General features: G+C 62.3%; 16 protein-coding genes. 1 reads left to right on the top strand and 15 read right to left on the bottom strand.

Translation table 11 applies throughout. From position 1 onward, the window contains the following. Nucleotides 1-399 precede the first annotated feature (399 nt). The 15 genes from VMP31_RS09575 to VMP31_RS09505 all read right to left on the bottom strand — a co-directional run bounded on the left by VMP31_RS09575 (nt 400) and on the right by VMP31_RS09505 (nt 23,376). Complete coding sequence (locus tag VMP31_RS09575) at nt 400-1,578, bottom strand: porin (protein WP_325506445.1); 1,179 nt, start codon at nt 1,576-1,578, stop codon at nt 400-402. Nucleotides 1,579-2,057: 479 nt separating this feature from the next. Further along, entirely contained in the window at nt 2,058-4,613 is a 2,556-nt protein-coding gene (gene pqqF / locus VMP31_RS09570; RefSeq protein WP_325506443.1) for a pyrroloquinoline quinone biosynthesis protein PqqF, read from the bottom strand. Nucleotides 4,614-4,826: 213 nt separating this feature from the next. Further along, nucleotides 4,827-5,909, bottom strand: a complete 1,083-nt coding sequence (locus VMP31_RS09565; RefSeq protein ID WP_325506441.1) for a glucuronyl hydrolase — start codon at nt 5,907-5,909, stop codon at nt 4,827-4,829. Beyond that, nucleotides 5,906-7,123 carry an MFS transporter gene (locus VMP31_RS09560; RefSeq protein WP_325506439.1) on the bottom strand — a complete coding sequence of 406 codons (1,218 nt, stop codon included), beginning with the start codon at nt 7,121-7,123 and terminating at the stop codon, nt 5,906-5,908. Before VMP31_RS09560 ends, VMP31_RS09565 begins: the two co-directional genes overlap by 4 nt. After that, a complete protein-coding gene (locus VMP31_RS09555) occupies nt 7,120-8,340 on the bottom strand; it encodes an acyl-CoA dehydrogenase (protein WP_325506437.1) in 1,221 nt (406 codons plus the stop codon). The genes VMP31_RS09560 and VMP31_RS09555 overlap by 4 nt, the downstream gene beginning before the upstream one ends. Beyond that, nucleotides 8,334-9,983, bottom strand: a complete 1,650-nt coding sequence (locus VMP31_RS09550) for a class I adenylate-forming enzyme family protein (RefSeq protein ID WP_325506435.1) — start codon at nt 9,981-9,983, stop codon at nt 8,334-8,336. The genes VMP31_RS09555 and VMP31_RS09550 overlap by 7 nt, the downstream gene beginning before the upstream one ends. Further along, nucleotides 9,980-11,833, bottom strand: a complete 1,854-nt coding sequence (locus VMP31_RS09545; protein ID WP_325506433.1) for a CoA transferase — start codon at nt 11,831-11,833, stop codon at nt 9,980-9,982. Before VMP31_RS09545 ends, VMP31_RS09550 begins: the two co-directional genes overlap by 4 nt. 86 nt (nt 11,834-11,919) lie before the next feature. Continuing rightward, a complete protein-coding gene (locus VMP31_RS09540) occupies nt 11,920-12,192 on the bottom strand; it encodes a MoaD family protein (protein WP_030128828.1) in 273 nt (90 codons plus the stop codon). A gap of 76 nt (nt 12,193-12,268) precedes the next feature. Next, on the bottom strand, nt 12,269-12,676 hold the full coding sequence (locus VMP31_RS09535; protein WP_325506431.1) for a M67 family metallopeptidase: 408 nt from the start codon (nt 12,674-12,676) through the stop codon (nt 12,269-12,271). Between the two features lie 15 nt (nt 12,677-12,691). Next, nucleotides 12,692-13,864: a molybdopterin-synthase adenylyltransferase MoeB gene (moeB, locus tag VMP31_RS09530; RefSeq protein WP_325506430.1), complete on the bottom strand. Its 1,173-nt coding sequence runs from the start codon at nt 13,862-13,864 to the stop codon at nt 12,692-12,694. Nucleotides 13,865-14,045: 181 nt separating this feature from the next. Further along, the gene (locus VMP31_RS09525) at nt 14,046-16,556 is read right to left on the bottom strand and encodes an aminotransferase class III-fold pyridoxal phosphate-dependent enzyme (protein WP_325506428.1); all 2,511 of its coding nucleotides are present in this window, start codon (nt 16,554-16,556) and stop codon (nt 14,046-14,048) included. 23 nt (nt 16,557-16,579) lie between these two features. Next, nucleotides 16,580-18,994, bottom strand: coding sequence for a decarboxylase (locus VMP31_RS09520; protein ID WP_325506426.1), 2,415 nt, complete (start codon nt 18,992-18,994; stop codon nt 16,580-16,582). Nucleotides 18,995-19,025: 31 nt separating this feature from the next. After that, the gene (locus VMP31_RS09515) at nt 19,026-20,321 is read right to left on the bottom strand and encodes an MFS transporter (RefSeq protein WP_325506424.1); all 1,296 of its coding nucleotides are present in this window, start codon (nt 20,319-20,321) and stop codon (nt 19,026-19,028) included. Next, nucleotides 20,318-21,358 carry a class I SAM-dependent methyltransferase gene (locus VMP31_RS09510; RefSeq protein WP_325506422.1) on the bottom strand — a complete coding sequence of 347 codons (1,041 nt, stop codon included), beginning with the start codon at nt 21,356-21,358 and terminating at the stop codon, nt 20,318-20,320. The genes VMP31_RS09515 and VMP31_RS09510 overlap by 4 nt, the downstream gene beginning before the upstream one ends. A gap of 26 nt (nt 21,359-21,384) precedes the next feature. Further along, nucleotides 21,385-23,376, bottom strand: a complete 1,992-nt coding sequence (locus VMP31_RS09505) for a TonB-dependent receptor (RefSeq protein WP_325506420.1) — start codon at nt 23,374-23,376, stop codon at nt 21,385-21,387. Between the two features lie 160 nt (nt 23,377-23,536). Between VMP31_RS09505 and VMP31_RS09500 the strand changes: the two genes are divergently transcribed. Then, on the top strand, nt 23,537-24,502 hold the full coding sequence (locus tag VMP31_RS09500) for an AraC family transcriptional regulator (RefSeq protein ID WP_325506418.1): 966 nt from the start codon (nt 23,537-23,539) through the stop codon (nt 24,500-24,502). The last annotated feature ends 125 nt before the right edge of the window (nt 24,503-24,627 follow it).

Below are 24,627 nucleotides of genomic sequence, written 5' to 3'. Positions count from 1 at the left end.
TCCCTAAGTAGCAGGCCTGCGCCGCGCCGACTTACAGGCAGCGCCTGAGGAAAATCGGTAAAGCCATGAACAACAGCGTCATCGGCAACAGAATCAGCAACAGATCAAGACTGTAGAGTTCCATATTTACCTCGCAATAGAGCGTGTACATCCAGCAGATTGAAAACCGCGTTCTGCGCCCTGCCCGGCCTCCGTAGCCCGAATAAGCCTTGGCGCAATCCGGGGGGGCCGCCATACCGGATGGCAATGCCCCGGATGGCGCTGCGCTTATCCGGGCTACGGGGCGGGCGGCGTAGGCCTGCGAAGCCCAACAACCGCTGCCGATCCAGCCAGGCAAAAAAATGCCGCTCACTCAAACCAAGTGAACGGCATTCGACGCCAGCCGGAGCTACCGCGTGCTTACCAGTTCAGCACGGCACCCACGGCGAAGGTGTTGGTGTCTTCGTCGAGGCCACTGCCGCTGGCGGCGTCGATCTCGAACTGGTTGTATTCGGCCACCAGCTTGAGGTTGTCGTTGATGGTGCGGAAGTAGGCGATGCCGCGGGTCTCGTAGTCGGCGGCAGTGCCCAGGCCGTTGCCGTCGTCTTCGGTCTTGCCGTAGGACAGCGCCACGCGGTTCTTGCCGAAGGTGTAGGAGGTCTGCAGCAGGTAGCCGTCGCTGTCCACTTCGCGCAGCGTGGCTTCACCGGCGTTGTTGGTATAGAAGGGGTTCATGCCCTCGGCCTGGAAGCCCGAACCGGTTACCGAGAAGCCGCCCATCTTGGCCTGCACACCGTAACCCAGGCCCTTGGAGGTGACCGAGTCGACGTCGGAGTCGGTGTTGTCCGAAGTCTGCTGCGCTGCGTTGATCCAGGAGTAGATCTTCGCGCCGCCCACTTCGAACTCATAGGTGACTTCGGTTTCGAAGCGCGGGCTCTCCTGGTAGGCCTTGCCATTGCCGTCGATCTGGTTGGAGTCGTAGGGGTCCATGATCCCGGCGGCCACACGCAAACCGCTCATTTTCGGGCTGCGGTAGGTGATCTGCGCGGTGGGGAACGGGTACGGGTAGCCGCTGCCGATATTGCCGAAGGACACGCCGCCGAAGTCGACCAGACCCAGGGTGTCGCTGACCTGACCATAACCGGACAGCAGTTCGTCGAGGAAGATGTTGGAGCGGGCGAACAGGCCGAAGTCCTTACCCACCAGCACTTCGCCCCACTCGCTGCCGACGGTGCCGTAGAACTGGCGCACGTCGATGGCGGTGTCGGTGCCGCTCTGCTCGCTGTCGTTGATGGTGACCCAGAACGAGGAGCGGCCACCGAGCTTCAGATCGTCGATCTGCTTGCCGAAGTTGAAGCCGATCCAGTTGGGCAGAAAGCCCATTTTTACCCGCGACTGACGGCGGTCGAACGTGTCGCCCTCGCGATCCACATCGCTGTTCACATAGAAGGCGTTGATATAGCCATCGGTGGAAAACGTGGTGTCGTCCTTATCATACAGGACGATTTCCGCGGCGGCTTGCTGGGCCGTAGCCAGGGCCACGGCGGCAGTCAGTGCCAGAGGCAGGAATCGGGTGCAGGCGATCTTCTTGTTGTTCATAACGCTCTCCGCTTGAGGAACGACTAATCAGTCAGTCGGGTCGGAGGCGATTATCGAAAAGCCCTGGCAGTGGCCATATGCTGCTATGGCACTGCTTGGCTGCTGCCTTGGCCTGGCGCACCGGCGCAGGCGTAAAGGTGTACGACTGCTGCGACCATTGACCCTGAGCAGAAAGAACCAGGCCCAAGGTCGTAATACCCGGGGGCCGCCAGCAGAGGGGTAAACGCACAGAACGGCTAGCCCACGGCAAGGTGGGCTGGCCAAAGATTTAGGCTATGTCTGAGTTAGCTGTTGTCGACACGCTCAGCCTTTGTAGGAGCGGGCTTGCCCGCGAATCGAGGTCAATAGAAGAACATCGCGGCCAAGGACTCGGCGTCCCCGCCGCTCCTACGGGGTTTGCAGAATCCGCCAGCACTGCTGGCAACACTTAATTGGGACATAGCCAATATTTATGTTTTTCAGGGGGAGAAGCGCGGGTCTTAGCCCAGGGCAACCCAGCTTTTGGCCGGCGGCGCGCTATTGGCCAGCACGCGCCAACCGCCGCGACCCTGGCTCAGCAGCGCCTGGCTGCGCAGCAGTATCTGCCGCTCGCAGCCACCCAGGGCCTGCACCACAGCCGGAGCATGGCTGGCCGGCAGCCCGGCCAGATGCAGCAACCAGTGCTGCTCGGCGAAGTCAGCCAGGTTGTCGGCGGCACTCTGCAGCTGGGCCTGTACCTGCGCGGCGGCCTGGGCGATTGCGCCATCGTCCAGGCCCGCCAAGCGTTCGCCCTGGGCCTGCACAAAGTCTTCGATATGGCCGAGGATCTGCTCGGTCGAGGCATGCGGCGACTGCACGGCGAAGAGAATGCCCGCCTGCCCCTGCACCTGGCGAAAACCGCAAAACACCGCATAGCCCACTTGCAGTTCGCTACGCAGGCGCTGAAAGAACGCCCCCTGGTAGAGATGCGCCAGCAGCCGCCAAGCGGCCTCGCTGGCAGCATCCACAGCCGGTTGCGGGCAGAACAGCAGCAGCGCCGCCTCGCTGCTGTCGCACCTGTCATGCAGCCAGTAACGCCCGGCCTCGACGGCGCGCCCTGCGGCAGCCGGAACCAGGGGCGCAAAGCTAGCGAACAGCGCTTCGAGCGCGCGCTGCCCGGACGGCAGCAACCCCACGCCCAAGCCTTCCAGGCGTACCTGGCGGTAGCGCGCCTGCAACGGCTCTAGGCTGGGTAAGTCGGCCACCTTGTCGGGTGTCTGTAGCAACCCGGGCAAGCGCTGCAACAACTGGCGAATCGGCATCTGCCCTTGCTGCAAATTGCCCTGGGCCTGGCGCATCCCCAACTGCCAGGCCGCCTCTGTCGGCTCCAGCAGACCAGGCAACGCCTGCTGCGCCACCCGGACCAGCATCTCGACCGGCCCCTGCAAGACCAGCTGCAGCCCTGCACTCGCGGCGGACAGGTGCAGGCTGACACCCGCCTGGGCGGCACTGGCCTGGGTTTCCCGCAGCGCCTCCTGAGCCACGGCCTGGGCAATCTGCAGCGGCAGGGGTTCGGCAAAACAGCAACGCCAGTACAGCGCGCCCTGCCCGTCCGCCTGACTATCCGGCGCGGCCAGCCAGCGCAGCTGGGCGCTGCAACTCAGCGGCGGTGCCGGCAACGGCTCAGCCGCGAAAAAGGGATTGGCGGCCGGCAGTTGCCAGCGCCAGTCGGTCGTTGCAGCCGAGCAAGGCGGCATGGCGACCATGCGCAGGGCAAAACCCGAGCTAGGCCACAGCGGTTGCACGACCTCGCTTACCAATAGCTCGATCAGCCGCTCTGGCTGGTGCATCTGCCCGAGCACGGCACGCAAGCTGCGCTCGCCCTGGGCGGTCAGCGCGCGATGGGGATTGCCGCCAACGGCCAGGCCCTCCTGCCAGTAACGCGCCAGCGCCAGGGGTTGCAGGCTGCGCCGCTGGCTCTGGCGGATCGCCCGGTAGCTGTCTCGCAGCGTCGCCCAGTCAGCCTCGGCAAAGAACTCCAGCCAGCTCTGCAGCGCCGCAGTAATACCTGAGCGCGCCTGCTCCGCGCCTTCTACCCCGGCAAAGCTCAGTAGCAGCAAGGCCTGCTCGTTATGTTGATACAGCCTGCGCACCTCCTGGCCCTGGCACAGCTGCGCGGCCCGCAGGTTGGCCAGCAGGCCACCTGGCGATTCGCTAAGCAGCCAGGTCTGGAGAAAATCCAGCGCCTCGCTCAGCCCGCCCGCTTGCGTCGGGCGCGGCAGCTCCAGGGCAAAACACAGCTGCAGGCTAGGGGCATCCGCCGGCAGGCATAGCTGCAAGTGCTGCGCCCTTAGCGGCAAAAGTGGCGCAGCCGTTGACTGCAGCGGGCCGTCGCCTTTACCCAGGGCCGCGCCATAGGCTTCGGCCAGGGCATATAGCTGCTCCGCCGGCTGAGGCCCCAGCAGCACCAGGGTCAGGTTCTTGGCCCGGTAGAAGGTCTGATGAAAGGCCCGCAACGCCTGCTGAAAGTCCGCCTGTTCGACCGCCAGGGTTTCTCGATTGCCCGCCTGAAAGCCGGCAAAGCGATGCCCCACCGGCAGGGCCTGGCCCAGTGCCGTACCGATCAGGGTGCCGGCATCCTGACCGCGGGCGATAAATTCGGCGTGCACCACCTCGCGTTCGCGCACCTGCGCCTCGGCCTCGAACAAGGGCTTGGCGAGCATATCCAGCAGCCGTGCCAGGGCGTCTTCGAGACGCTGCGCCGGTACCTCGCAGAAGTAATCGGTGTGATGCGCCTGGGTCGAGGCATTGAGCTGGCCGCCGCAGGCCTGCACAAAGGGCATCAGCCGCTGCTCGCCAGCGAAACCAGCGCTGCCTAAAAACAGCAGATGTTCGAGAAAATGCGCCAGCCCCGGATACTCCAGCGGCTCGTCATGGCTGCCGGCGGCAACCCGCAGGCTGATCGCCGCCTTGGCCAGACCCGGCTGGCTCAGCAGGATCACCCGCAAACCATTGCCCAGCCGCCGGCAATCGGGCTGCGGCTCGGGGTGTTCAGAAGGTGCGGCGCGAGCAGACATGGTTGGTATTGGCCCTGGCGGAGTTCGGCAAGCAAGCATCAATGCCCCAGCCTATGCCGCGCAATAGTGCTTTGGAAGTACGCCGTGGGTTGCCCACGCTTAGGCAGCCCTTAGGCTGCCGAACCCGGCATGAGCTTTCCTGGTTGCCGGACTGGATAAAGGCTCAAACAGAGCAGCACAAGACTGCAGCATCTGCCCTTCTTCCACGGCCTATCAGATCAATCGCGGATCAAGCTTCCCGCTCCAGGCCAGCAATGCGGCCAAAAGAAAGAAGCTGCCACAGGCTGACTCGACCTTCTGTTCCACATCCGCTGCGGTCCGATAGCAGTGTCCTATAAAGCGGCCATCCTCGAAATCTGCGCTACGGACTATCGCCGCCAACAGTTGACCTGCCTGTTGACGCGCGAGCGCCTCTCCGTCTGTCCCTATGGCCAATCCTTGCAGAGCCAATGCCACCATCGCCGCAGAACAGGGGTCACTCCCCCCCTGGGGTTGGTCAAGGCGATTGACCGGTACGGACAGACCTCTACTGAGCAACCAGTAGCGACTTGTCCGCTCGGCATCGGAGCTGAATAGCGCACCGTACAAGCGCGCCCCGGTACCCAGGCCCAGTAAGGCCCAGGCCTGCCCTCGGGACCAGTTTCCCGGGTTGTCGCCGGCCCGCCATTGCCCCAGCTGAGAATATGCGTGGCTGCTCCAGGCACCGTCCGAACCAGCACAGGCGTGAAAGGACGCCTGCAATTGCTGACGGCCAAGACCCAGCAGGCGCGGCTCGGAACTGAGGGAAAATAACTGCAAGGTCGCCGCCAGCGGGTCGATGCTCAGGCTACAGTCACCACGCGAGCCGCCGCCCAGGTCGCGGCCCAGGGGAATGCATCCCAACAAAGGGTTAAAAGCGCGCGCCAGGTGCTCCGAGGCCTGCGCCGCCAACTCTCCGGCTATGGGATTATCCAGCAGGCGCGAGCCTATGCCCGCGCCATACCAGAAAATCAGGCTGCGATGGTGGCTGGCACTATCGAGCTTGCTCCGCAGTCGCTCGGCAATCCGCAGCGCCTGCAACTGGTCCTCGCGACGCCCGCTGTACAGGGCCCGCAACCACCATAGGCCCGCCCAGAAACCACCCATCCAGGAGCCGCCAGCAGAAACCTTCCAGGCCCCCTTAGCGCCTGAGCAATACAGCGGAAAACCCTGTCCACAAACAACGCTGATCTGATCCAGGCGCAGGCAGATAGCCTGAATGGCCTGCCGGGCCTCAATGTCGTCAAGAGGTCGCTCGATCACTTCGAAACCGCTCATTTAACTGTGCTCACCGACGGCTCAAGCACCACTTCTCCGCTATTTCTGTGGCGTCGCCGCAACAGGGACAACAATAGGCTCAGCAAGCCCCCCACCAACAGCACGCCGATCAGCGCCAACCAGGACTGGGCAAAACTCCAGGGCCCTCTCTGCACCAGCCCGAACAACGCCGGGCCCAAGGCAAAGCCGCTGAAAAAGCCTACCGAAAGCAGACCAGCAGCCGGTGCAGGGCTGCCGAAAGCCGGATCGCGCAACACCATGCTCATAGCAATCGCATTGGTCGCCACCGCAGTCAGCCCCATACCCAGGGCTCCGGCCCACAGCGGCCAATGACTGCCTGGCATGGCCAGGGAGGTCAGCCACAAGGCCAGGCTCGACAGCAGCAGGAGCAGCAGCAGCAGCCAGGACTCTTCAGCCATGCGAGCGCCCAACGGCGTAAGAAACGTCCGCGCGACAATGCCCATAACGCCAAAGCCGGCGATCAGACCGCCGATCGAGGTTGTCGACATGCCCTGCCCCGCGGCGAATACCCCGAGAAAGGTCACGAACGACGAAAGCACAATACCCACGCAGAGCTGCACACTCATCAACAGCGTCAGCCGCCCGTTGGGGCGAGCAACGGCAAAACGCAAAGGCTTGTCATGATGTTCCCGAGGTGCAGCTCGCGGACCGAGAAATGCTAGCAGCACGGCCGGCAGCAGCAGGCTCGCCAGGGCTCCACGCCAGCCAAAATTCAGCGCCAATATGGGTAGCAGCAAGCCCGCGAACAGTGCCGACACCTGCACCCCGGATTGTTTCAAACCGACCGCCGCCGCCTTGTGCCGGTGCTCGACGCGCTCGGCAATCAGCAGATTGGTTACCGGGTTGGCCAACGCCTGAGCAATCCCGCAAACCGCCAGGGCCATCATCACGCCGAAGAATCCCGGCAAGCAGGCGAGCAATCCATAAGCGCCCACCGTACTCCAGAACAACAGCGCCAGTGCCCGCCGGCTACCCAGCCAATTAACCAACGGCCCAGCCCACAATGACAGAAGCGCGGCAAAGCCGAACGCACTCATGACCAGCCAACCGAGCCAGTGGGTCGGCACGTCGAGATCTGCCACTATCAACGGACCCAGACTGCCAATGGCGTAGAAGATCAGCATCGGCAAGGCCATGGCGGCAGTCAGCACCAACCGCAACCACCAACCTCGCGAAACAGCACGCCCGGTCATCTAACCACTCCTGCGACCAGTGACGGCCGATCAAAATCCAGCCCAGTGTCGCTGCAGTTGTCCAGTAACTGCCGGCCCACCGCGCTGGTCAGGGCGTCGTCGGTACCATCGAGAATATGGGTGGTACGCGCAGTGCGGTATATCCCCGACAACGGCGACAACTCACTCAGGCCTTCCGCTCCCATGATCTGGATTGCCGAATCCGCCGCCTCGCTCAAGGCCTGTGAGGCAGCGACCTTGGCGATGTTGACCTCGACACTGCTGGCCACTCCGGCATCGTATTTACCGGCGGCGTCCTGCAACAACGCACGAGCGCTGGCAATCGCCTGGTAGACCCGGAACACTCGCTGGCGCACAAGCTGTTTATCCGCCAACCGAGCCTGCTGGCCACGGGCTGAGTGGATACGTGCGCACATCAGATCGAAACAGCGCTGGGCCAGACCCAGCCAGTGCACCGAACGCAAAACCCGCCCCAACCCCAAGCGCTCCTGCATCAACGCCAGTCCTTGCCCTGGCTGCCCCAGGACATGGCTAGGTGGAACCCGCACCTGCTCAAAAGACAGCTCGCCCTGGCCGGTAAAGCGCCCGAGGATCGACAACGGCCGCTCCACCCGAAACCCCGGCGCATCGCTGGGCACCAGCAACATCGACAGGGCGTTGTCCAGGGGGCCGGAACCTGTGCGGGCGATAACCGTGACCAATGCAGCACGCTCAGCGCGACAGATAAACCACTTTCGTCCGTTCAGCAGCCAGTGGCCATCGACAAACTCGGCGTGACTGCTCATGGTCGCGGGGATTGAGCCGATGCTGTCGGGCTCGGACATACCGTAACTGGTGACCTGCGTTCCCGCCGCCAAAGGTGCGAGAAAACGTTGGCAAACCTCCTCGCTGGCATGCCGGGTGAGCATGTGCAAATCGAGAGTGGCATCGTCACCGAAGATCGCCGGAGCGTACTCCGAGCGCCCTTCCTGCTCGGCCACCAGCAGATAGTCGCGCAAGCTGGCGATGCGCCCGCCAAGAGCCTGGGGATAGAAACTGCCCCAGAGCCCGACGTTGCGCGCTTCGGCGCTGAGCTCGGCGATACGCCTGGCGGCCTGTCGGGGCTCCGCCGCCAGCTCGGCTTCCAGCGGAATAATGCGCTCGTCGACAAAGTTCCGGACCTGACGGGCCAGCTCGGCACTGCCCGCGCTGGCGGCCAATGGCTGTGCACTCAACATGCGACGCCTGCCCCGCTTTCGAGAAACGCCACTTCGGCAGCCAGCGATTTCTTGTCGATCTTGCCCGCCGGAGTCAACGGCAGTTGCCGATAGAAGCGCAGGTACTCCGGCAGCTTGTTGACTTCCAGCCCCTGCTCACGCAGGTAGTCGGTGAGTTCGCGGAGGGAGAACCGCGGGGCACCGTCGCGCAGGGACACGCAGATGCACACTCGCTGCCCGAGATCCGGGTCCGGCACCGCCACGCAGGCAACGCTGACCACATCCGGATGGCCGGTAGCCAGGGTCTCGATCTGCACCGGGCTGATATTGGCACCGCCACGGATAATGATGTCCTTCTTGCGCCCAGCCAGAATCAGGTAGCCATCGGCGTCGATATAACCCAGGTCACCAGTGTTGACCCATCCTTCGGCATCGCGGTACTGGGCGTCGAGCTCCGGGGCATTGACGTATTGCATGGGACTCAACGGACCGCGCGCCTTGATTTCGCCAATGCTCCCCTGAGGCAACTCCATACCTTGCTCATCGAAGATCTTGATTGCGCAGACCGCCGGATTCGGCCGACCGACGCTGTAGAACACCACATCCAGAGCATCGTCCAGAGTGTTGTGACAGTTCACCCCGTCCGCCGAACCGTAGAGACTGATAAAACCGCAACCGAAGGCCTCAACACAGCGGCGCACGGTTACTTCATCAATCAGCGCCCCCCCGCAGATCAGGCCCAGCAGGCTGGACTTGTCGACCTGCTCTAGGCGGGCATCAGCGGCGATGCGCTGAAGCATGGTCGGCACTCCGAGAATATGGGTCGGGCGCAATTGCTCAATGGCCTCGATCGCTGCACCGACGTCAAACTGCGGCAACACTGCTATTGAACCGCCCAGCCAGGACAGGCTGCCAAAGGTCGCCGTGGAGCCAAAGGACGAACCCAACGGTACCAGGTACAGACCACAGAAGGTTTCACCTTCTGGGTGAATGCGCTGCAGGAAACGCCCACGCCCACCCACCAGAGCGTTGTGGGAATAAGCCACCAGTTTGGGTTCGGATTCGGTGCCTGAGGACACCAGCAAACGCACCGGGGAGTTAGGGCAAACCGTGGGTAATTGCGCCTCGCTCAATGGCTCGCCCTGGAGCATGTCCTCAAGGCTAAGCCAGCCGTCCGGGGGACAACCTTCGACGATCAACACCCTTAGCGAGAGCAGGGTCGGACGCAGGGATTCGACGACCTGGCATAGATCGATGCCAGCGTACTGCGCCGGTACTATTACCGCTCGGGCATCGCAGCGGCGCACCAGGGCCTGGATATCCAGGCTGCCTCGCCCTGGGGGAAAGGGCGCGACCACAGCGCCCAGGGCTGCAGCGGCCAGGTCGATGGCGCAGCTGCGCCAGCTATTGGCCAGCTGGTAAGCCACCACGTCGCCGGCAACGATGCCCGCAGCGCGCAGGCTCGCGGCCAGACGTAGCGCGGCGTCATGTAACTCACCGTAGCTGAAACTGCCTTCGGGCGAGAGCACCGCCGGTTTCTGCGGCGCACGCAGGGCATGCGCGCGAAACAGTTGGTAGACCGAACGATTGGGGTAGGTGCCGTCGCGTTCCCAAACACTGCGAACGTCGGCGGGAACCAGATCGATAATGCCTGCGTTATTCATCGAAAACTCCAGTGAGCGTTGACCGAGGTATAGGCATTCACGCTTAAACACGTCTTCAATCGCCTGTCTTGAGCCAGCTCTGACAGGTCTTCTACGGCCACGGAGGCCGGTATGTCAGCGGCACCCAACAGCTGTTGCCAGGTAGCCGCGGGCTGCGACGCCAGGGCACTGCGGATCAGCCCATCACGCCCTTCAGGGTCGCAGTGCAGATCACAGGCAAGGATTTTTTCCAGTTGCTGAAGCTGGGACTGGCTCTGGCAGTCAATGGCCAGCAACCCGGCGCGGGTCGGATAAACGCCCTTGAGCAGACTGCTATTGGCGCTCCCCGTCCCTTGCAGTTGCTGCACACACAGCAAGTTAGCGGCACCAAGCAGCGAGCTATCGACACGTACGCCCTGACCGCTGAGCGCCCGATGCAGCAAGGCCGCGCCGACCCCCTGGGCGGCGACCACACCACCCAGCACATCAAGCACGGTAAACAACGAACCGCCCGAAGTAGCCGATGCCTGGCCAATCTGCTCACCAACCCCGGACCAGGCCTGCACCACGAAATCGGTACCCGGCAAGGCCTCACCCGGACGGTCATGGCCCCAGCCTCCGGCATAGGCGTACACCAGCGCCGGGTTGACCCGAGCAAGGTCGACGCGATCCAGAGCCAGTTCAGCGGCCTTGCCCGGTGCCCAGTTGTGCAGGAACACATCGGCATCGCGCACTCGCTCATAAAGCTCTTCGCGGCCGACGGCAGATTTGATGTCCAGCTCGCGCACCTGCTTGTGCCGATTGAGGGCGTCAAAACGCACCGACACCCCGTCTACACAGGGCGGCATACCGCGTAGCGGATCACCGCCAGGCAACTCGATACGGATTACCTCGGCCCCCAGCAGCGCCAACAGATGACCGGCCAGCGGACCCTGGATCCGGCGACAGGACTCGATCACCGTCAGGCCGCTCAAAGGCAGTGCCGAGCCATTCAACAAGGGCAGCGCCTTGCCGCCCGCACCGCTGGCGTCAAAAGCCCAGGGACCCTGCTCCAGCTGACCGGGCAGGTCGCTGTCGGCACGACGCTCGGCGAGGCTGCGCACTGGGCACAGAGCCATTCCACTCAAGGTGCACAAGGCGCTGATCCGCGCCATCGACAAGCGCGCCAGGGCCTGGCGAAACACTGGCGGCATAGGTGCAACGGCCTTGGCGTAACGCAACAGAAAGGCCTTCCAGCCTTGCCCGGCTTGCTCGGCATCAATGCCCACCGCCGCCCAGAAACGCCGCCAAGGTTCGGCATCCAGGGTTTCCAGCTCGAAAGACACACCGTCGACCGAGACAAAGGGCGGGCGATTCTTCGCGCAGCTAGCCCCCGGCAACAGGCGCTCAGCCTCGCCCCCCGCAGTCGCGCCCGCCAGATACTGGGCAATACCCAGCACCCCAGCCGCGGCCATGGAGGTCTCAACTCTGCTGAAGTCGCCGCCGCGCAACTGTCCCAGTGCTGCGGCAAAGCTCCCTTGCAAGGCCAGGCTCGCGCTCAGGGTCGAAACATAATCCACGCCCAGCCCCTGGGCCTTGCCACTGGCCCGGCCATGCACCGACATCAGCCCGCAGGCGGCCTGCACGGTGTGCTCGGTGACACCCGCAGAGCTGCCGTCAGGCCAGCCATGAATAACCCCGCGCAAAGGTTTTAGGTCGGGATGACGCAGGGTAAACCCCAACCCGTTATCAGTTGGATCATCGCCACTGGTGTGCGGATGCAAACCCAGCGTCGTCGCCTGGTAGTGCAGTGATGCGGCTAGTGCGGAAAACCCGCAAGGAGCGGAGGCAAAGGAGCCGTCGAGGCTACAGCCGTGTAAAAGACGTGACATAAGAGATACGCCAGAGTGGTTGCATATCGCTGCGCAAACGGCCTCGATTGAAGTACGCCGCGCAAGCTCGAGCCATCGGCGGGCAATCAGCCGCCAGCGACCGCCGGGAGAATGGTGATGGCATCGCCGGCCTTGAGGGAGGTGGCCAGGTTGTCGGCAAAACGGATGTCGTCATCGTTGACGTAGATGTTGACGAAACGGTGCACCTGGCCATCGCCGATCAGGCGTTCCTTGACCCCGGGGTATTCCCGCTCCATCTGTTCAATCACTTCGAGAACTGTACTCCCCTGAACTTCGACACGTTTCTGGTCCTGGGTAAAAGAGCGCAACAAAGTTGGCACAATGACGGAAATCGACATGCAGAACTCCCTGAGCCTATTAAGGCTCCTGTATTAATTGATTGATCTATGTTTAATGCACTGCCGGCATCAAGCACTAACGAACTACATAAATACTTTCTTCGGTAACTTTATGATTGACGATGCGAAAACTGCGCACTGCCACATCAATATCCGGCAAGGTTGAAACAATTACGTAGTGCACCGCAGCATCGCCGGCATACTGCACATCTTCCGCACTGGGATAAGCCGCGCTGGCCGTGTGAGAGTGGTAGATCACCCGACACGCCTCGTCCCGCTCATCCAGCTCGCGCCAGACCGCCAGCTGCTGTTTCGGCGCGAAGCTGAAGAAGGTCGTCGAGCGCGACGCGTTATCCATGGCGATCAGCCGTTCGGCGGTCCTGCTCCCGCTAGGCGCGGCGATAATGCCGCAGGTTTCCAGCGGATGATCCCGCCGTGCTTGCTCCAGCATGGCCTCCAACAGGCCGACACGGATTCTCAACATCCCCGCCAGCGCCTCTCAATAACTCGGCAACATCGGCTCGACATCACGCACCCAGGCCAGCACGCCACCCTCGAGGTTGCGCACATTGTCGAAGCCGCGCTGTTGCAACTCCAGCAGGACGGCCTTGGAGCGCATTCCCGACTTGCAATGCAGCACCAGATTGGCGCGCTTGCCGAAACGGCTCTCGATCAGTTCGGCGATCTTCGGTCCCTTGGGGATATGTTGAGCCCCCTGAATCCGTACGATGTCCCACTCGGTGCGTTCACGCACATCAATCAGCAGCACATCCTGCCCGCGCTCACGCAGGGCTTGCAGCTCCCGGGCGCTGATGGACGGAATGTCCGAGGGCTGCACACCCGTGGGCGCGATCAGGCCGCAAAACGCCTGATAGTCGCTAAGGGCGGTAATCGGCTGACGCTGGGGAGAACGCCGCAGTGGCATCTGCCGATAGGACATTTCCATGGCGTCGTAGACCATCAAGCGCCCCAGCAGGCTCTCACCGATGCCGGTGATCAGCTTGATCGCCTCAGTGGCCATGATGGCACCGATGGACGCACAGAGAATGCCCAGCACCCCGCCCTCCGAGCAGGAAGGTGCCAGCTCAGGCGGTGGCGGCTCCGGGTACAGGTCGCGGTAATTGAGGCCAACACCGCCGGGAGCATTCTCCCAGAACACCGAGGCTTGACCCTCGAAACGGAAGATCGACCCCCACACATAAGGCTTGTTAGCCAGTACGCAAGCGTCGTTGACCAGGTAGCGAGTGGCAAAGTTGTCGGTACCGTCGAGGATCAGATCGTACTGACTGAACAGCTGCACTGCGGTTTCCGGCTCCAGGCGCTGATCATAGAGATTGACCTGCACATGGGGGTTGAGGTCGCTGATCGCCGTCGCGGCGCTTTCCACCTTCAACTGCCCGACTGTGGCGACCCGATGAATCACCTGGCGCTGCAGATTGGACTCATCCACACGGTCGAAATCGATAATACCCAGGGTGCCGACACCCGCTGCCGCCAGGTACAACAAGGCAGGTGAGCCGAGACCACCGGCACCGATGACCAGCACCTTGCTGCTCTTCAAACGGCGCTGGCCTTCCAGGCCGACATCGGGAATTAACAAGTGTCGACTGTAGCGGGTTATTTCTTCATTACTTAGGCTGGCAATGGGTTCTACAAGAGCTGGAAGTTTCATGATTAATACCTGCTACTGAATGCAATTGATTCTCAGGCAGAAAGTTTAATTAATCAATTAAACGGTCCTGGATTTTCATATTCAGATGATGCGTTTTTGTATGCATTTCAATAATTCCCGACAGACGCTCGACGAATAGATACAAGCCCTCTAGCGAGGGCTTGTATGGCCCTCCTATCAGTCAGGCGAGAAAAGTCGACATGTCCTTGCACACGGCGCTGAACGCCTCGACAAAATGCCGCGCCTCGGCGTCACTGAGCACCAGCGGCGGTTGGATGCGCATCACCCGATTGTTGTTGGCGGTGACAAAGGTCAGCACCCCATGCTCGCGCGACAGCTTGCTGACGAAGCGCAGGACGAACATCTCCTCGAAGTTCTTTTCCACCTCGCTGATGGCTTCTTCGATATGCCGTTTGGCCTTGCCTGAGAGCATGCGATAGGTGCCTGCAGCATTGCCGGGAATACGACTGGCGAATTCACGCACAAAGGCCTCAACCCCACCATCGAAGCTGTATTCGAACTCAATGGCGATCATCAGCCCAACGCCCCGCACCTCGCGGATAAACGGGTAAGCGCTGACTGCTTCGCACAGCGCCTCCTTGAGCTGCCCGCCGACCCGCGCAGCATTGCCGGCCAGATCCTCGTCGACGATTACATCCAGGGTGGCCAGGGCCGAGGCCGAGGCGAAGTTGCCGCCACCGAAAGTCGAAGTGTGCAGGGCGAAGGTGTCGATGCTGCCATAGGCGCGATTCCACAGCGCCGCGCTGGACAGAGTCGCGCCGATTGGCACGGCCCCGCCAGAGAGGGATTTGGACAGCACCAGGATATCTGGCACCACCGCCTCCCATTCGCAGGCGAAGAGCTTGCCGGTACGCCCGAGACCGGTCTGGATCTCATCGAGAATCATCAGGCAGTCATAGGCACTGCACAGCTCGCGAACCCTCTTCAGATAGCCTACAGGCGGCAGTATTACCCCGCCCTCGCCCTGGATCGGCTCAAGGATGAAGGCCCCGACATCCCCCTGAGCCAAGGCCGCTTCTAGTGCCGCCAGATCGCCGAAGGGGATCGAATCGCAGCGTGACAGCAGCGGTTTAAACGGGTCGCGATGTTTGTCGCGACCGGTCACCGACAACGCCCCCAGGGTCTTGCCGTGATAACCATTGTCGCAATACAGCACCCGCGGGCGCTGCATAGCGGCCATGGCCAGCTTCAACGCGGCCTCGACGGCCTCGGTGCCGGAGTTGCTGAAGAACACCCGCTCCAGATTGCCTGGCGCGAGTTCGCTGAGACGCTGTGCCAGCAGACTGGTTTGCAGCGGCACCGACACGTATTGGACGAAGGTCGGGTGCTGTTGTTGCAGGTACTCCTGCAATGCCTGGCTGATACGTGGGTGATTGTGCCCGGTGTTCAGACAGCCATAACCGGCAACAAAATCCAGATAACGACCACCATCCAGGTCGGTCAGCCAGCAACCACTGCCATGGGTAAATACCCGCTCGATATGGTTGAACTGGTAGAACTCGCGCAGCACCGGATTGATGTGCTGGCCAAAGCACCGCAGGGTTTCGGCGCGCAACGCCGCCGGCTGGTCGACGGCAACGGGAGCCAGGGTATGGCGATGGAAACGCTGCAGCGCCTGGAAGTCCTCCTCACGTAGGCGCTCGCCATAGGAGGCCATCGGCGACGGTGAAAAACCGTGCAACTCGGCGATCCGACCGATCTCCAGCACCCGTTCTTCGGGCAGTTCACGGCCAATGGAAAACGCTTCGGCTCGCCCCTCCAGAGCCAGCACCAAGGTTTCCGCCAGGCAACCGTTGAGGAATTTCTTCGGTGCCAAACCCAGGGTTTCGGTGCCGAAACGCAGGGCTTCGCTGGCGGAGACCAGGCCGCCGTCGATGATCAGGATGTCCTTGCGGTCGTGATTGAACGGCAACACGTCTCGCGGCAAGGCTGCGTCCACCACGACCGACCCTGGAGCCAGTCGGTACGGGTCGATCACCCCGCCACTGGAGGTGGCGGCGACATAGAACCGCACCTCGTCATAACAACTGTCGATGTCGGCAGTCAGGCGCACCTGGCTGTGCACCTCAACCGGCAGGTAGGCCAGACTCTCACGGCCCTGGTCGGCACTGCCACGGTGCACCAGACGCAGACGGCAACCGCTCCGGGCCAGGAGTTTGGCAATAACCAGGGCAATCGATCCCGGGTAGCCAACCACCGCCACCTCAGTGTCGGCTGGCTCCACCCCCAGTCGCGCCATGGCTTCCAGCACGTTTCTGTAGGCCGCATAGGCGGTGAGGGAATTACCGGTGGTCACCGCTATACCGCTACGATCCAGGGTCTGCAAACCGCGATTGCCGACTATCGCAGTAAAACCGCCCAGACCAACCAGTTGCGCTCCCTGCTCTTTCAGGCTTTGCACGCCCTCAAGCACCCGCCCGGCGATGGTACGCGGCTGGCTGAGCATCTGCTCGGCGGTAAGCGGCAAATAATGCAGAATCCCCTCGCAGGTGGCACCGCTGGCACTGACGATGCGCCCGAAATCGGCGAACGGTACCAGGTTGCGTGGCTGCCAGAGCTGGGCCTGATAGCCGCTGTCCTGCTCGGCGAGGGTGCGATCCAGCAGATCAATAATTTTCACCTGGCGCTGCAGGGCAATGGAGGTCGGGTGGGCGATAAAACCGAATTTCATAGAGGGCTGTCCTAGGTTCTGGCTCATTGACGGTTCCAGGCGGTTTCGGAGACCAGGCTCAAGCCGTCACCTTCCGAGTTGTGGGCCAGCAACACGTCGAAAATATTCAGTTGTCCGGGGCGAGTAAGAGCGCTACGCAGGCGCGCTTCATCGAAGGTCTCCAGGCGTTCGCGGTGCAGACTGATGGGCCCGACCCGCTCCAGGGTGGCCGCCAACGGCGCGGCACTGGTCACCGCAACCTGTTGCGCACCGTTGTGGGCGTAGCGTTTATCGAGGTAGGTCTGGATCATCGATAACAGACCGTTGGTGAGGTAGAACAGGGTCACGTTGCGCTTGCTCGCGCCGGGATCATTAGCCAGCTCCTGAGCCAGGCGCGCTTCGATATCCGGTACCAGAGCCCGGGCACCGTCGCCGACAAAAGCCAGTACATTGCCGGTACCCGTCATGGCGATATAGGGCAGAGCCATCAGACCGTCACCCATCAGGGCACGTCCGTACCAGCCGGAAAAGCCCGGGTCGGTACGCGGCACGTTGCGCAGCGCCGAGATACCACAGCGACCCACGTCATAGACGCCGATATAGCGATAATCCTGCTGTTCGATCAGCTCACGAACCAGATTACCCAAGCGACGGAAGAAGTAATTGGAGGTCATCGGCAGGGTTTCGATGTGATCCGCCGCCACGCTCTCGCTGGTGGCAGACAGTGACGCGAGCTTGGCCCGGCGCAAAGCAAGAACATGCGGCTCGACCTGCAAGCCGCGCTCGATATGTTCGAGGAATACATCCAACGGCACGTCCAGGGCCAGATCGGTAAAAGGCGAAAGATGCCGCGGCTCATGGTTGACCTGCACCACCCGCAACTGACGCTTGAGCTTGCCTTCGGAGAACGGCGTGGCGGCCTGGTCAACCTTGCCCTTGAGGAAGAACACGCAATGGCTTTGCGGCCCATTCAATTCATGATTGGTGTGTACGAACTGATAGATCCGGCGACTGAAACCATACAGCGACAAAGGTCCCAGATAATTCGGTACCGGCCTCCCCTCATGGTAGGGGCCAACACTGCCGGGCTGGGTAATGCTGTCGGCCAGGGCAATGGCCCCGCGCTCGGCCAGAGCGTGCACCCGTCGCCGCTGCTCGACGCTGAGCTTGCCGCACTGCCAGAGCAGATGCAGAGGCTGCTGGTTGATCAGTTCCAGAGCTTGGTCCAAAGCCTCGATCTGGCTGTTACTGAGGGCCGTTGCCGGGATAGCCGACGGCTCCGGCAGACGTACATCCAGAGGTACCTTGGGACGCGACTCCAATACCCCTTGGGAAGCGAGGATAAACACGGGTTCGGCCCGCTCTGCCAGCATGGCAAAGGCCTGCTCCAGGCAGCTACCGATCTCCTCGACCTTGCGGATAAACACCTGACGCAGACCTTTGGCCTCGATCACCCGACGCCCGTCGTTGTCACCATCATGGGTGCCCTGAAAGGCATACCAGACACTTTCCGGGCTATCGGCACAGATGATCAGCCCAGGTGCACCGATACGTTTGAGGTTGGCCAGGGTGCCGCGAAACTCATCGATCATCCCCGAGGTCACGGTAATCACATAGGCCCGGCCAAACAGCTGCCAACCCGCCATCGCGCTAACCGCCAGGCTATGTTCATTGCAGCCACTGAGGCAACGCACGCTGGTGCCAACAAGGCTCTGCTGCATGGACTGGATCAGCCCAGCCACCATGGAGCCGGTGTAGAAATGAAAATCCCAGCGTTCCTGCCAGCGACTGCGCATAAAACGCGTTACTTCGCAGGCCAGGCTCACCGGCAGCAGCGGTCCGCCGATGGAGCGCGCCAGCAAACGGTTGAAATAGGCGTGCTCGAGGTGATCGAGAACAATCCGCAGCAGGTCCGCGCGGCGTGCTGCCCGATCCTGGCCCACTACCCGCAAATGGCGATTACCGCCCGTGGTGTTCATCCATCCCGGCAAGGCTGACAGACTGCAATACAGCAACGCCGAATGGGGCGACAGGCGCGGATTGGGTACCGTGGCGATAAGTTCGTCGAAAGGATCGCAATCCCCGGCCTGCAGCTGTTCGCCGAGGTCGAGAATAAACAGCTCACTAGATAGCTGCGAGCCCTGCAGGCGCAGCTGCGCTTGTGCTTCCTTGAGCGAACCGAAAGCCATCATCCACAGATCGGGCAGCGCCGCCGCATTTGCGGTGCAGCCTTGCAGGTAGCGCTGAGCCTGAACCATCAGGGTTTCCAGCACCGCTTCGTTACAGGGCCGCGGCCCCAGGGCGCGATGCATTTCTTCGCAGTCTCCAATCACCAGTGGCCAGTCAGCGACGCGGGCAGGTGGCTGCAAGCCTGCCTGCAACTGCTCGATGACAAAGCTCACATCCTCGATCAGAGGCTGATCCCGGGTAACCAGACAGATACCTAAGGTTGCCTTCATTGACTCATCCCTACTCAAGTCGGACTTACGATTAAATAGCTCGCTGCGTTGGCCCAGAGCCGTCAACCAAACCCGGATCTGCCCTCACTGCCTTGTCGGCACTCGTGTAGAGGCCGGCCGTGGCCAGCGCAATTGAGCGCCGGGCCGCCAGGGCCAGGGCACAGACCACAAACATCGCCAGAGACAGGCCCGCCAGCATGCCCAGGTGGCCGCTATGGTCGAGCAGCACTCCGGCGGCAATCGGCACCAGCATCCGTGTGAGCACAAACAGGCTGGCTTGCAGCCCGTAGTCGGCGGCCTGCCGCTGCGCGCGGGAGAAAAACATCATCAGGGTGAAAACCAGGCTCGACACCGCGCCCATGGCCGTGGCCAATAGAAAGGCCGCAGCCAACAGCCAGGCCATCCCGGCCTGCACGGCCACCGCCGCCGTCAGCGCCAACAAGGCGAACAACGCCCAGAGCATAAACAGCGGAATCGTCCGCCCCGGCCCCAGGCGCTGCACCACACGACCGCCAAGCAGGCTGGCCAGAGCCCCCACCACGCCGCCGCCGATACCGGCAATCAGGGCCACGTGCGGTGCAGTCATGCCTTCATCGAGCAGCAAGGGTTTGAGGTAGAGCCAGGCGGCACCCACAAAAGGAAAACTGCTCAACAACACCCAGGTCCACAGCCGCGCACCGGGCTGACGGAAGTAACCCGCCCAGTCGGCCAGGGAGGGGCCGACTGGCTCAGCGATAGCGCCACTACTGCGACCTTCACGCAGCCAGGTCAGGGGCAGCAACGTCAGCAGCAAGCCTGCGGCCATCAGCAGAAACGGCGCTTGCCAACCCCAGCGGCTCTGCACCAGCAACATCACCCCGGCACCGACAATGGCACCGAGAAACAGCGCCGCCGAGCGGATGCTCCCGGCACGAATCTGCTGGGACTGCGGCAGCAATTTGATCGCCAGGGCATTCACCGGAATATCGGCCCAGGTGGCCAGCACCCCAGCGGCGAAAGCCAGGCCAAACAGGTACCCGCGATTGCTGGTGATCCCTTGCTGGCTAACCAGTACCAGTAACAGAGCCAGCAACAGGCACAGCACCAGGGCCCAGAGTCGGTAGTGGCCGTGTGCCGAGCGGTAGCGCTGCACAGGCAAGGCCAGCAGAAACTTGAACACCGCCGGCAGCCCGGCCAGCTGAAATAGTCCGATATCGGTGCCGGACCAGCCGTGCTCACGCATCACCAGGGGCAAGCCGAGCAGCAGGTAAATGCTCGGCACCACCAGCACGAAGTTCAGCCAGCCAAACAGCAGCTGCAGACGCCAGGCCTCACCCTTGCCAGTCATAGACCACTCCGCCGCGCCACCAGCACCGACACAGGAGCTACGGCGAAGGCCACTTCGGGGTAACTGTCGATGTCGATAAAGCCGGCCTGCTGCAAGGCTTCTTGCAAGCCACCGGCGTGGGTGACCTGGCGTCCGAGCATCTGCATCGACAGGTAGTAAGGCATCACCCGACTGGCGTGCTCGAGATCGGCGGGGATCTCTGCATGGGCACTGACCAGTACGCCGCCCGGGCGTAGCGCGGCATGGATCTTGGCCAGGCTCGCGGCCATGTCCGGGACAAAATGCAATACCGAGGAGCACCAGATCAGGTCATAACCCTCACCGATCGGGTCGCTGGCCAGATCGCCGCCGCGTACCTCCAGGCGCTGCTCCAGGCCGGCGCGACGAATATTGTCCGCGGCCACGTCCACGGTCTGAGTGAAGTCGAAAACCTCACCGCAGAGCATCGGGTTGTCCCGGGCCAAGGCGATGGCCACCAGCCCCGGGCCACCGCCCAGATCGAGCATGCGTCGCGCGTCAGGGAACTCCGGCACCTGAGCCATTAGGCGTAACGCCAGATCCACGGTGACCGCCCGTTGCTCCTGGGCGATCTGCAAGCGCGCGGCAGTGGTCCAGTTGTCGATGTTGCTCGCCACGGTCGCTGCCTGGCCGCTGGGCTGGCCGGCGCACACCTGGTCGCCCAGTTGGCTGCCGAAATAGCGCAAGCCGCGCAGGCGAAAGGTCCAGGCATCGCCGCAGTAATCCGGCGCATCGGCGCGCAGATAGTCGCTGGCCACCGCCGTGTTGCGGTAGCGAGGCGGCTGACGCTCGTCGCGTTCCAGCAGCGCCATGCTCCATAGCGCGTCCAGCCAGTAACCGGTGTTACTCGGGTCAAGCTGCAACTGGCGGGCAATCGCCAGAGCGCTGCTCGGCACCTGCAGCAGATTGAACAGCTTCCACTCCAGGGCAATGCGCAGAGCATCGCCGCGAACTGCCCCCAGGGCCAGGTCCCAGTAGGGTTGCAGGGGGTGAGGTGTTGCCAGGTTGATAGGTTTCATCGTGCGCAGCTCATGCTTGTTATCACTCAGAGTTCGTAACTGACCCGCAGGCCGATTTCGCGCGCAGGGCTGTAAACCCTGGCGCTGCCATTCAGGTAGCCGACCGCGTCGTAGCGCTTGTCGGTAGCGTTTTTTACATAGGCGGAGATGCCGTAGTGGCTGAACGCGTAGCCGGCATTCAGATCGATCAACCCGTAGCCGCCACGGCTGTACTGGTTGGCCGCATCCAGATAGGTCTTGCCGACGGCACTGACGCTGCCCTGGGCGTACCAGCCGGCAGAGGCGTCATAGCGCAGGCCGAGATGGCCGGTGAGGTCCGGCGCATAGGGGTTGCGGTTGCCCTGATAGTCGTTGCGGCCTTCACTGAAGCGCTCGAAGCGGGTGCGATTGAGGCCCACCGCGCTGACCAGCCGCCAGTTGTCGGCGAGCAGGTATTCGGCTTCCAGGTCGAGCCCGGTGGAACGCGCCGAGGCCGCATTGGTGATGTACACCACCCCCGGCTGGATAATCTGCTGCACCTGCATGTCGCCCACGTCCATCCAGTACAGCGCCGCCGAGTAGCGCAGGCGCTTGTCGTCGAGCCAGCCTTTGGCTCCTACTTCGTAGGTTTTGACTCTTTCCGGGTCGTAGCCGGGGTAATTGGCGGCACTGGAGAAGGCATTGAACCCTCCGGCGCGAAAACCCTCGGCGTAACTGGCGTAGAGATAGGCATCGGGCTGCCACTGGTACTGCAGCGTCGCCTTGGGGCTGAAGCGTTGCCATGTATCGCTCTGGCGGCTACCGATGGCCGGGTCGATATGCACCTTGTTCTGCTCGCTACGGGCTCCGAGGGTCAGGCTCCAGCGCTCGGCCAAGGGCAGCAGCCATTGGCCGAACAGGGCCGTGGTATTGCCGCCCAGCTGGACATCGGTCTGAACCAGACGCAGGGGCAATTTCTGCCTGAACGACAGATCGTGGTCATCGCGATCAACGTAGGCACCAAGCAGCCACTGGTTGTCGCGCCACTGCCCCTCCAGACGGAACTCCTGGGACAGGGTATTGATGTGGTAGTCGCGCGCCAGATGGAACAGGTCTTCCGGCATAAAATCCGTGTCCTGCTGCACCCGGTCATAGAAATCATTGCGCGCGGTGATCGAGCGCAACTTCAGCCCGGAATCGAACTCATGCAACACATCCAGCGACAGGCTGCGACCGCTTGAGTGGTTCCAGCTCGACGTCCCGGAGCGCACCTCCTGCCGCTCAGCGCTTGCCGCCCCCCACAACGATCCGCCATCGCGATAATCCTGACGGCTGTAACGCAGGTTGACCTCAGTAGCCAGACCCGGGGTCCAGCGCAGTACCATCCGTGCACTCTGCCGTTCGCGGTCATCGGCCTGGCCGCCGCGATAGGCATTGTCGATATAGCCGTCCTGCTCACGCCACTGCCCGGCCACCCCGGCATACAGGGTGTCCGCCAGTAAAGCGCTACTCGCATCCACCCCCAGAGTGCGCTGATCACGGCTGCCTGCGCCCACCTCGATACGGGCATAGGGTGCGCTGCCAGGCTGGCGGGTGTAGATATTCAGAACGCCAGCTTCGGCGTTTCGACCATAGAGCGTGGACTGAGGGCCACGCAGGATCTCGACGCGCTCCACCCCCAGCAGGTTATGGTCAAAGCCCTGCCCCATCAGAGTCGGAACCCCGTCCACGAGCATCAGCATCGCAGATGAAAACGCTGTCGGGCTGGAGGTAAGTCCGCGCACCACCGGCACGTTGGTCCCGGACTGACCAAAGGGTTGAAAGGTGAAGCCAGGGGTCAAGCGAGCCAGCTGCTGCAGATCGTCGATGGCACCTTTACCCAGGTCTTCGCCACTGAGCACCGAAAGACTGGCCGGCACCGCCTCCTGCATCTGCTCGATCTTGTTCGCCGTGACCACCACTGGCGGCAGCTCTGTCTGCGCGCTTAACGTCGACACGCCGCCCAGCCAGCAGCCGATCAAGAGCACAGCCCCCCTGACGCCCAACACAGACTTGACCATGGTTTTCCCCAGCAATGAATAGGCGCGCCGCCTTGTTTTGCGATGGCAGCTGCAGTGAAAACATGCTATTCATTAATGCGAATACTTATCATCTGTATTCATATGGATTCTGGATCAATCCATATGCGAGGCGGAGCCAAATCAAGGGAGGGCAGTAAAAGTGGCGGTATTGCAGAGGGTTTCCCAGACCTATCGAGTTGCGTCAGCGCACTCGCGACTGGTCAGTAGCAATGAGGGCGTTTGGATGCGCCAGCAGTTGCCGCAAGACGTGGGCGAGTGCTACTCGGAGCGCATGTCTCTGGATGAAGATCTTTCGGTGGTGCGCTTGCGCTACCGTCCCACGCATAATCTGATTGAGGAAACCGTCAGCCCGTATAACCAGCACATGCTGGTAATTACCTTCGGCATGCAGGGCGACTCCGGCTACAAGGGTGCGGATGGGTCGGCGGTGCCGTTTCGCGCCGGCTACACCACCATTACCTCGTTTCAGATGAGCCTCGGCGAACGCTGCTACGAAGCCGGTACGACGGTGTCCCAATTACGCTTGCTGATCGGCGAAAGCATGCTCAGCAAGTACATCGGCGAACAGCGCACCCGCCAATTGCTGGGTAACGGTAGCGTCCGCCAACTGGCATTCCAGAAGACCTCGGCGGCTTCCAGCAGCCATGCCAGCGCCCTGATCCGCTACCTCAATCAAGGCGCAACCAGCACTCTGGACATGCACATTCATACCCTGAGCCTGCTCTCCGAGCAGCTCAAACTGCTGGCCCCCACGGACAGCCCGGAAAATCTGCAATTCAGCGCGACCGACATCGAAAAACTCGACCACGCCCGCGACATCATGATCGAGCAGATGGACCAACCCCTGACCATTCCCTACCTGTGCGCCGCGGTAGGGCTCAATGAATTCAAACTCAAGGAAGGCCTGCATTACCGCTTCAACTCCACCCCACACCGCATGCTTCACGAGATGCGCATGCGCAAGGCCTATACCCTGCTCGAAAGCGGCTGCCAGGTGGCCCAGGCCGCCTACCAGGTGGGCTACAAGTTCCCCAACAACTTCAGCGCAGCCTTTACCCGTTTTTTTGGCAAGACACCCAAATCGGTGTTTGGCAAGCGCCGCTAAGCAGTCCGGGGATATGCCAGGCGCCGTCTCGGCGCAAAGCCCTCGCTCAAACGGAGTCACTCGAGGTGTCAGCGCTAACGGGGCTGCGACCGCCCAGAACCAGAATATTGAAGCGGGCCGCAGCC

It is taken from the genome of Pseudomonas sp. (assembly GCF_035512415.1).
In the GTDB taxonomy this organism is placed as follows: domain Bacteria; phylum Pseudomonadota; class Gammaproteobacteria; order Pseudomonadales; family Pseudomonadaceae; genus Aquipseudomonas.
The sequence above is the reverse complement of the archived record's forward strand: the minus strand, read 5'-3'. Positions and strand labels throughout refer to the sequence as shown.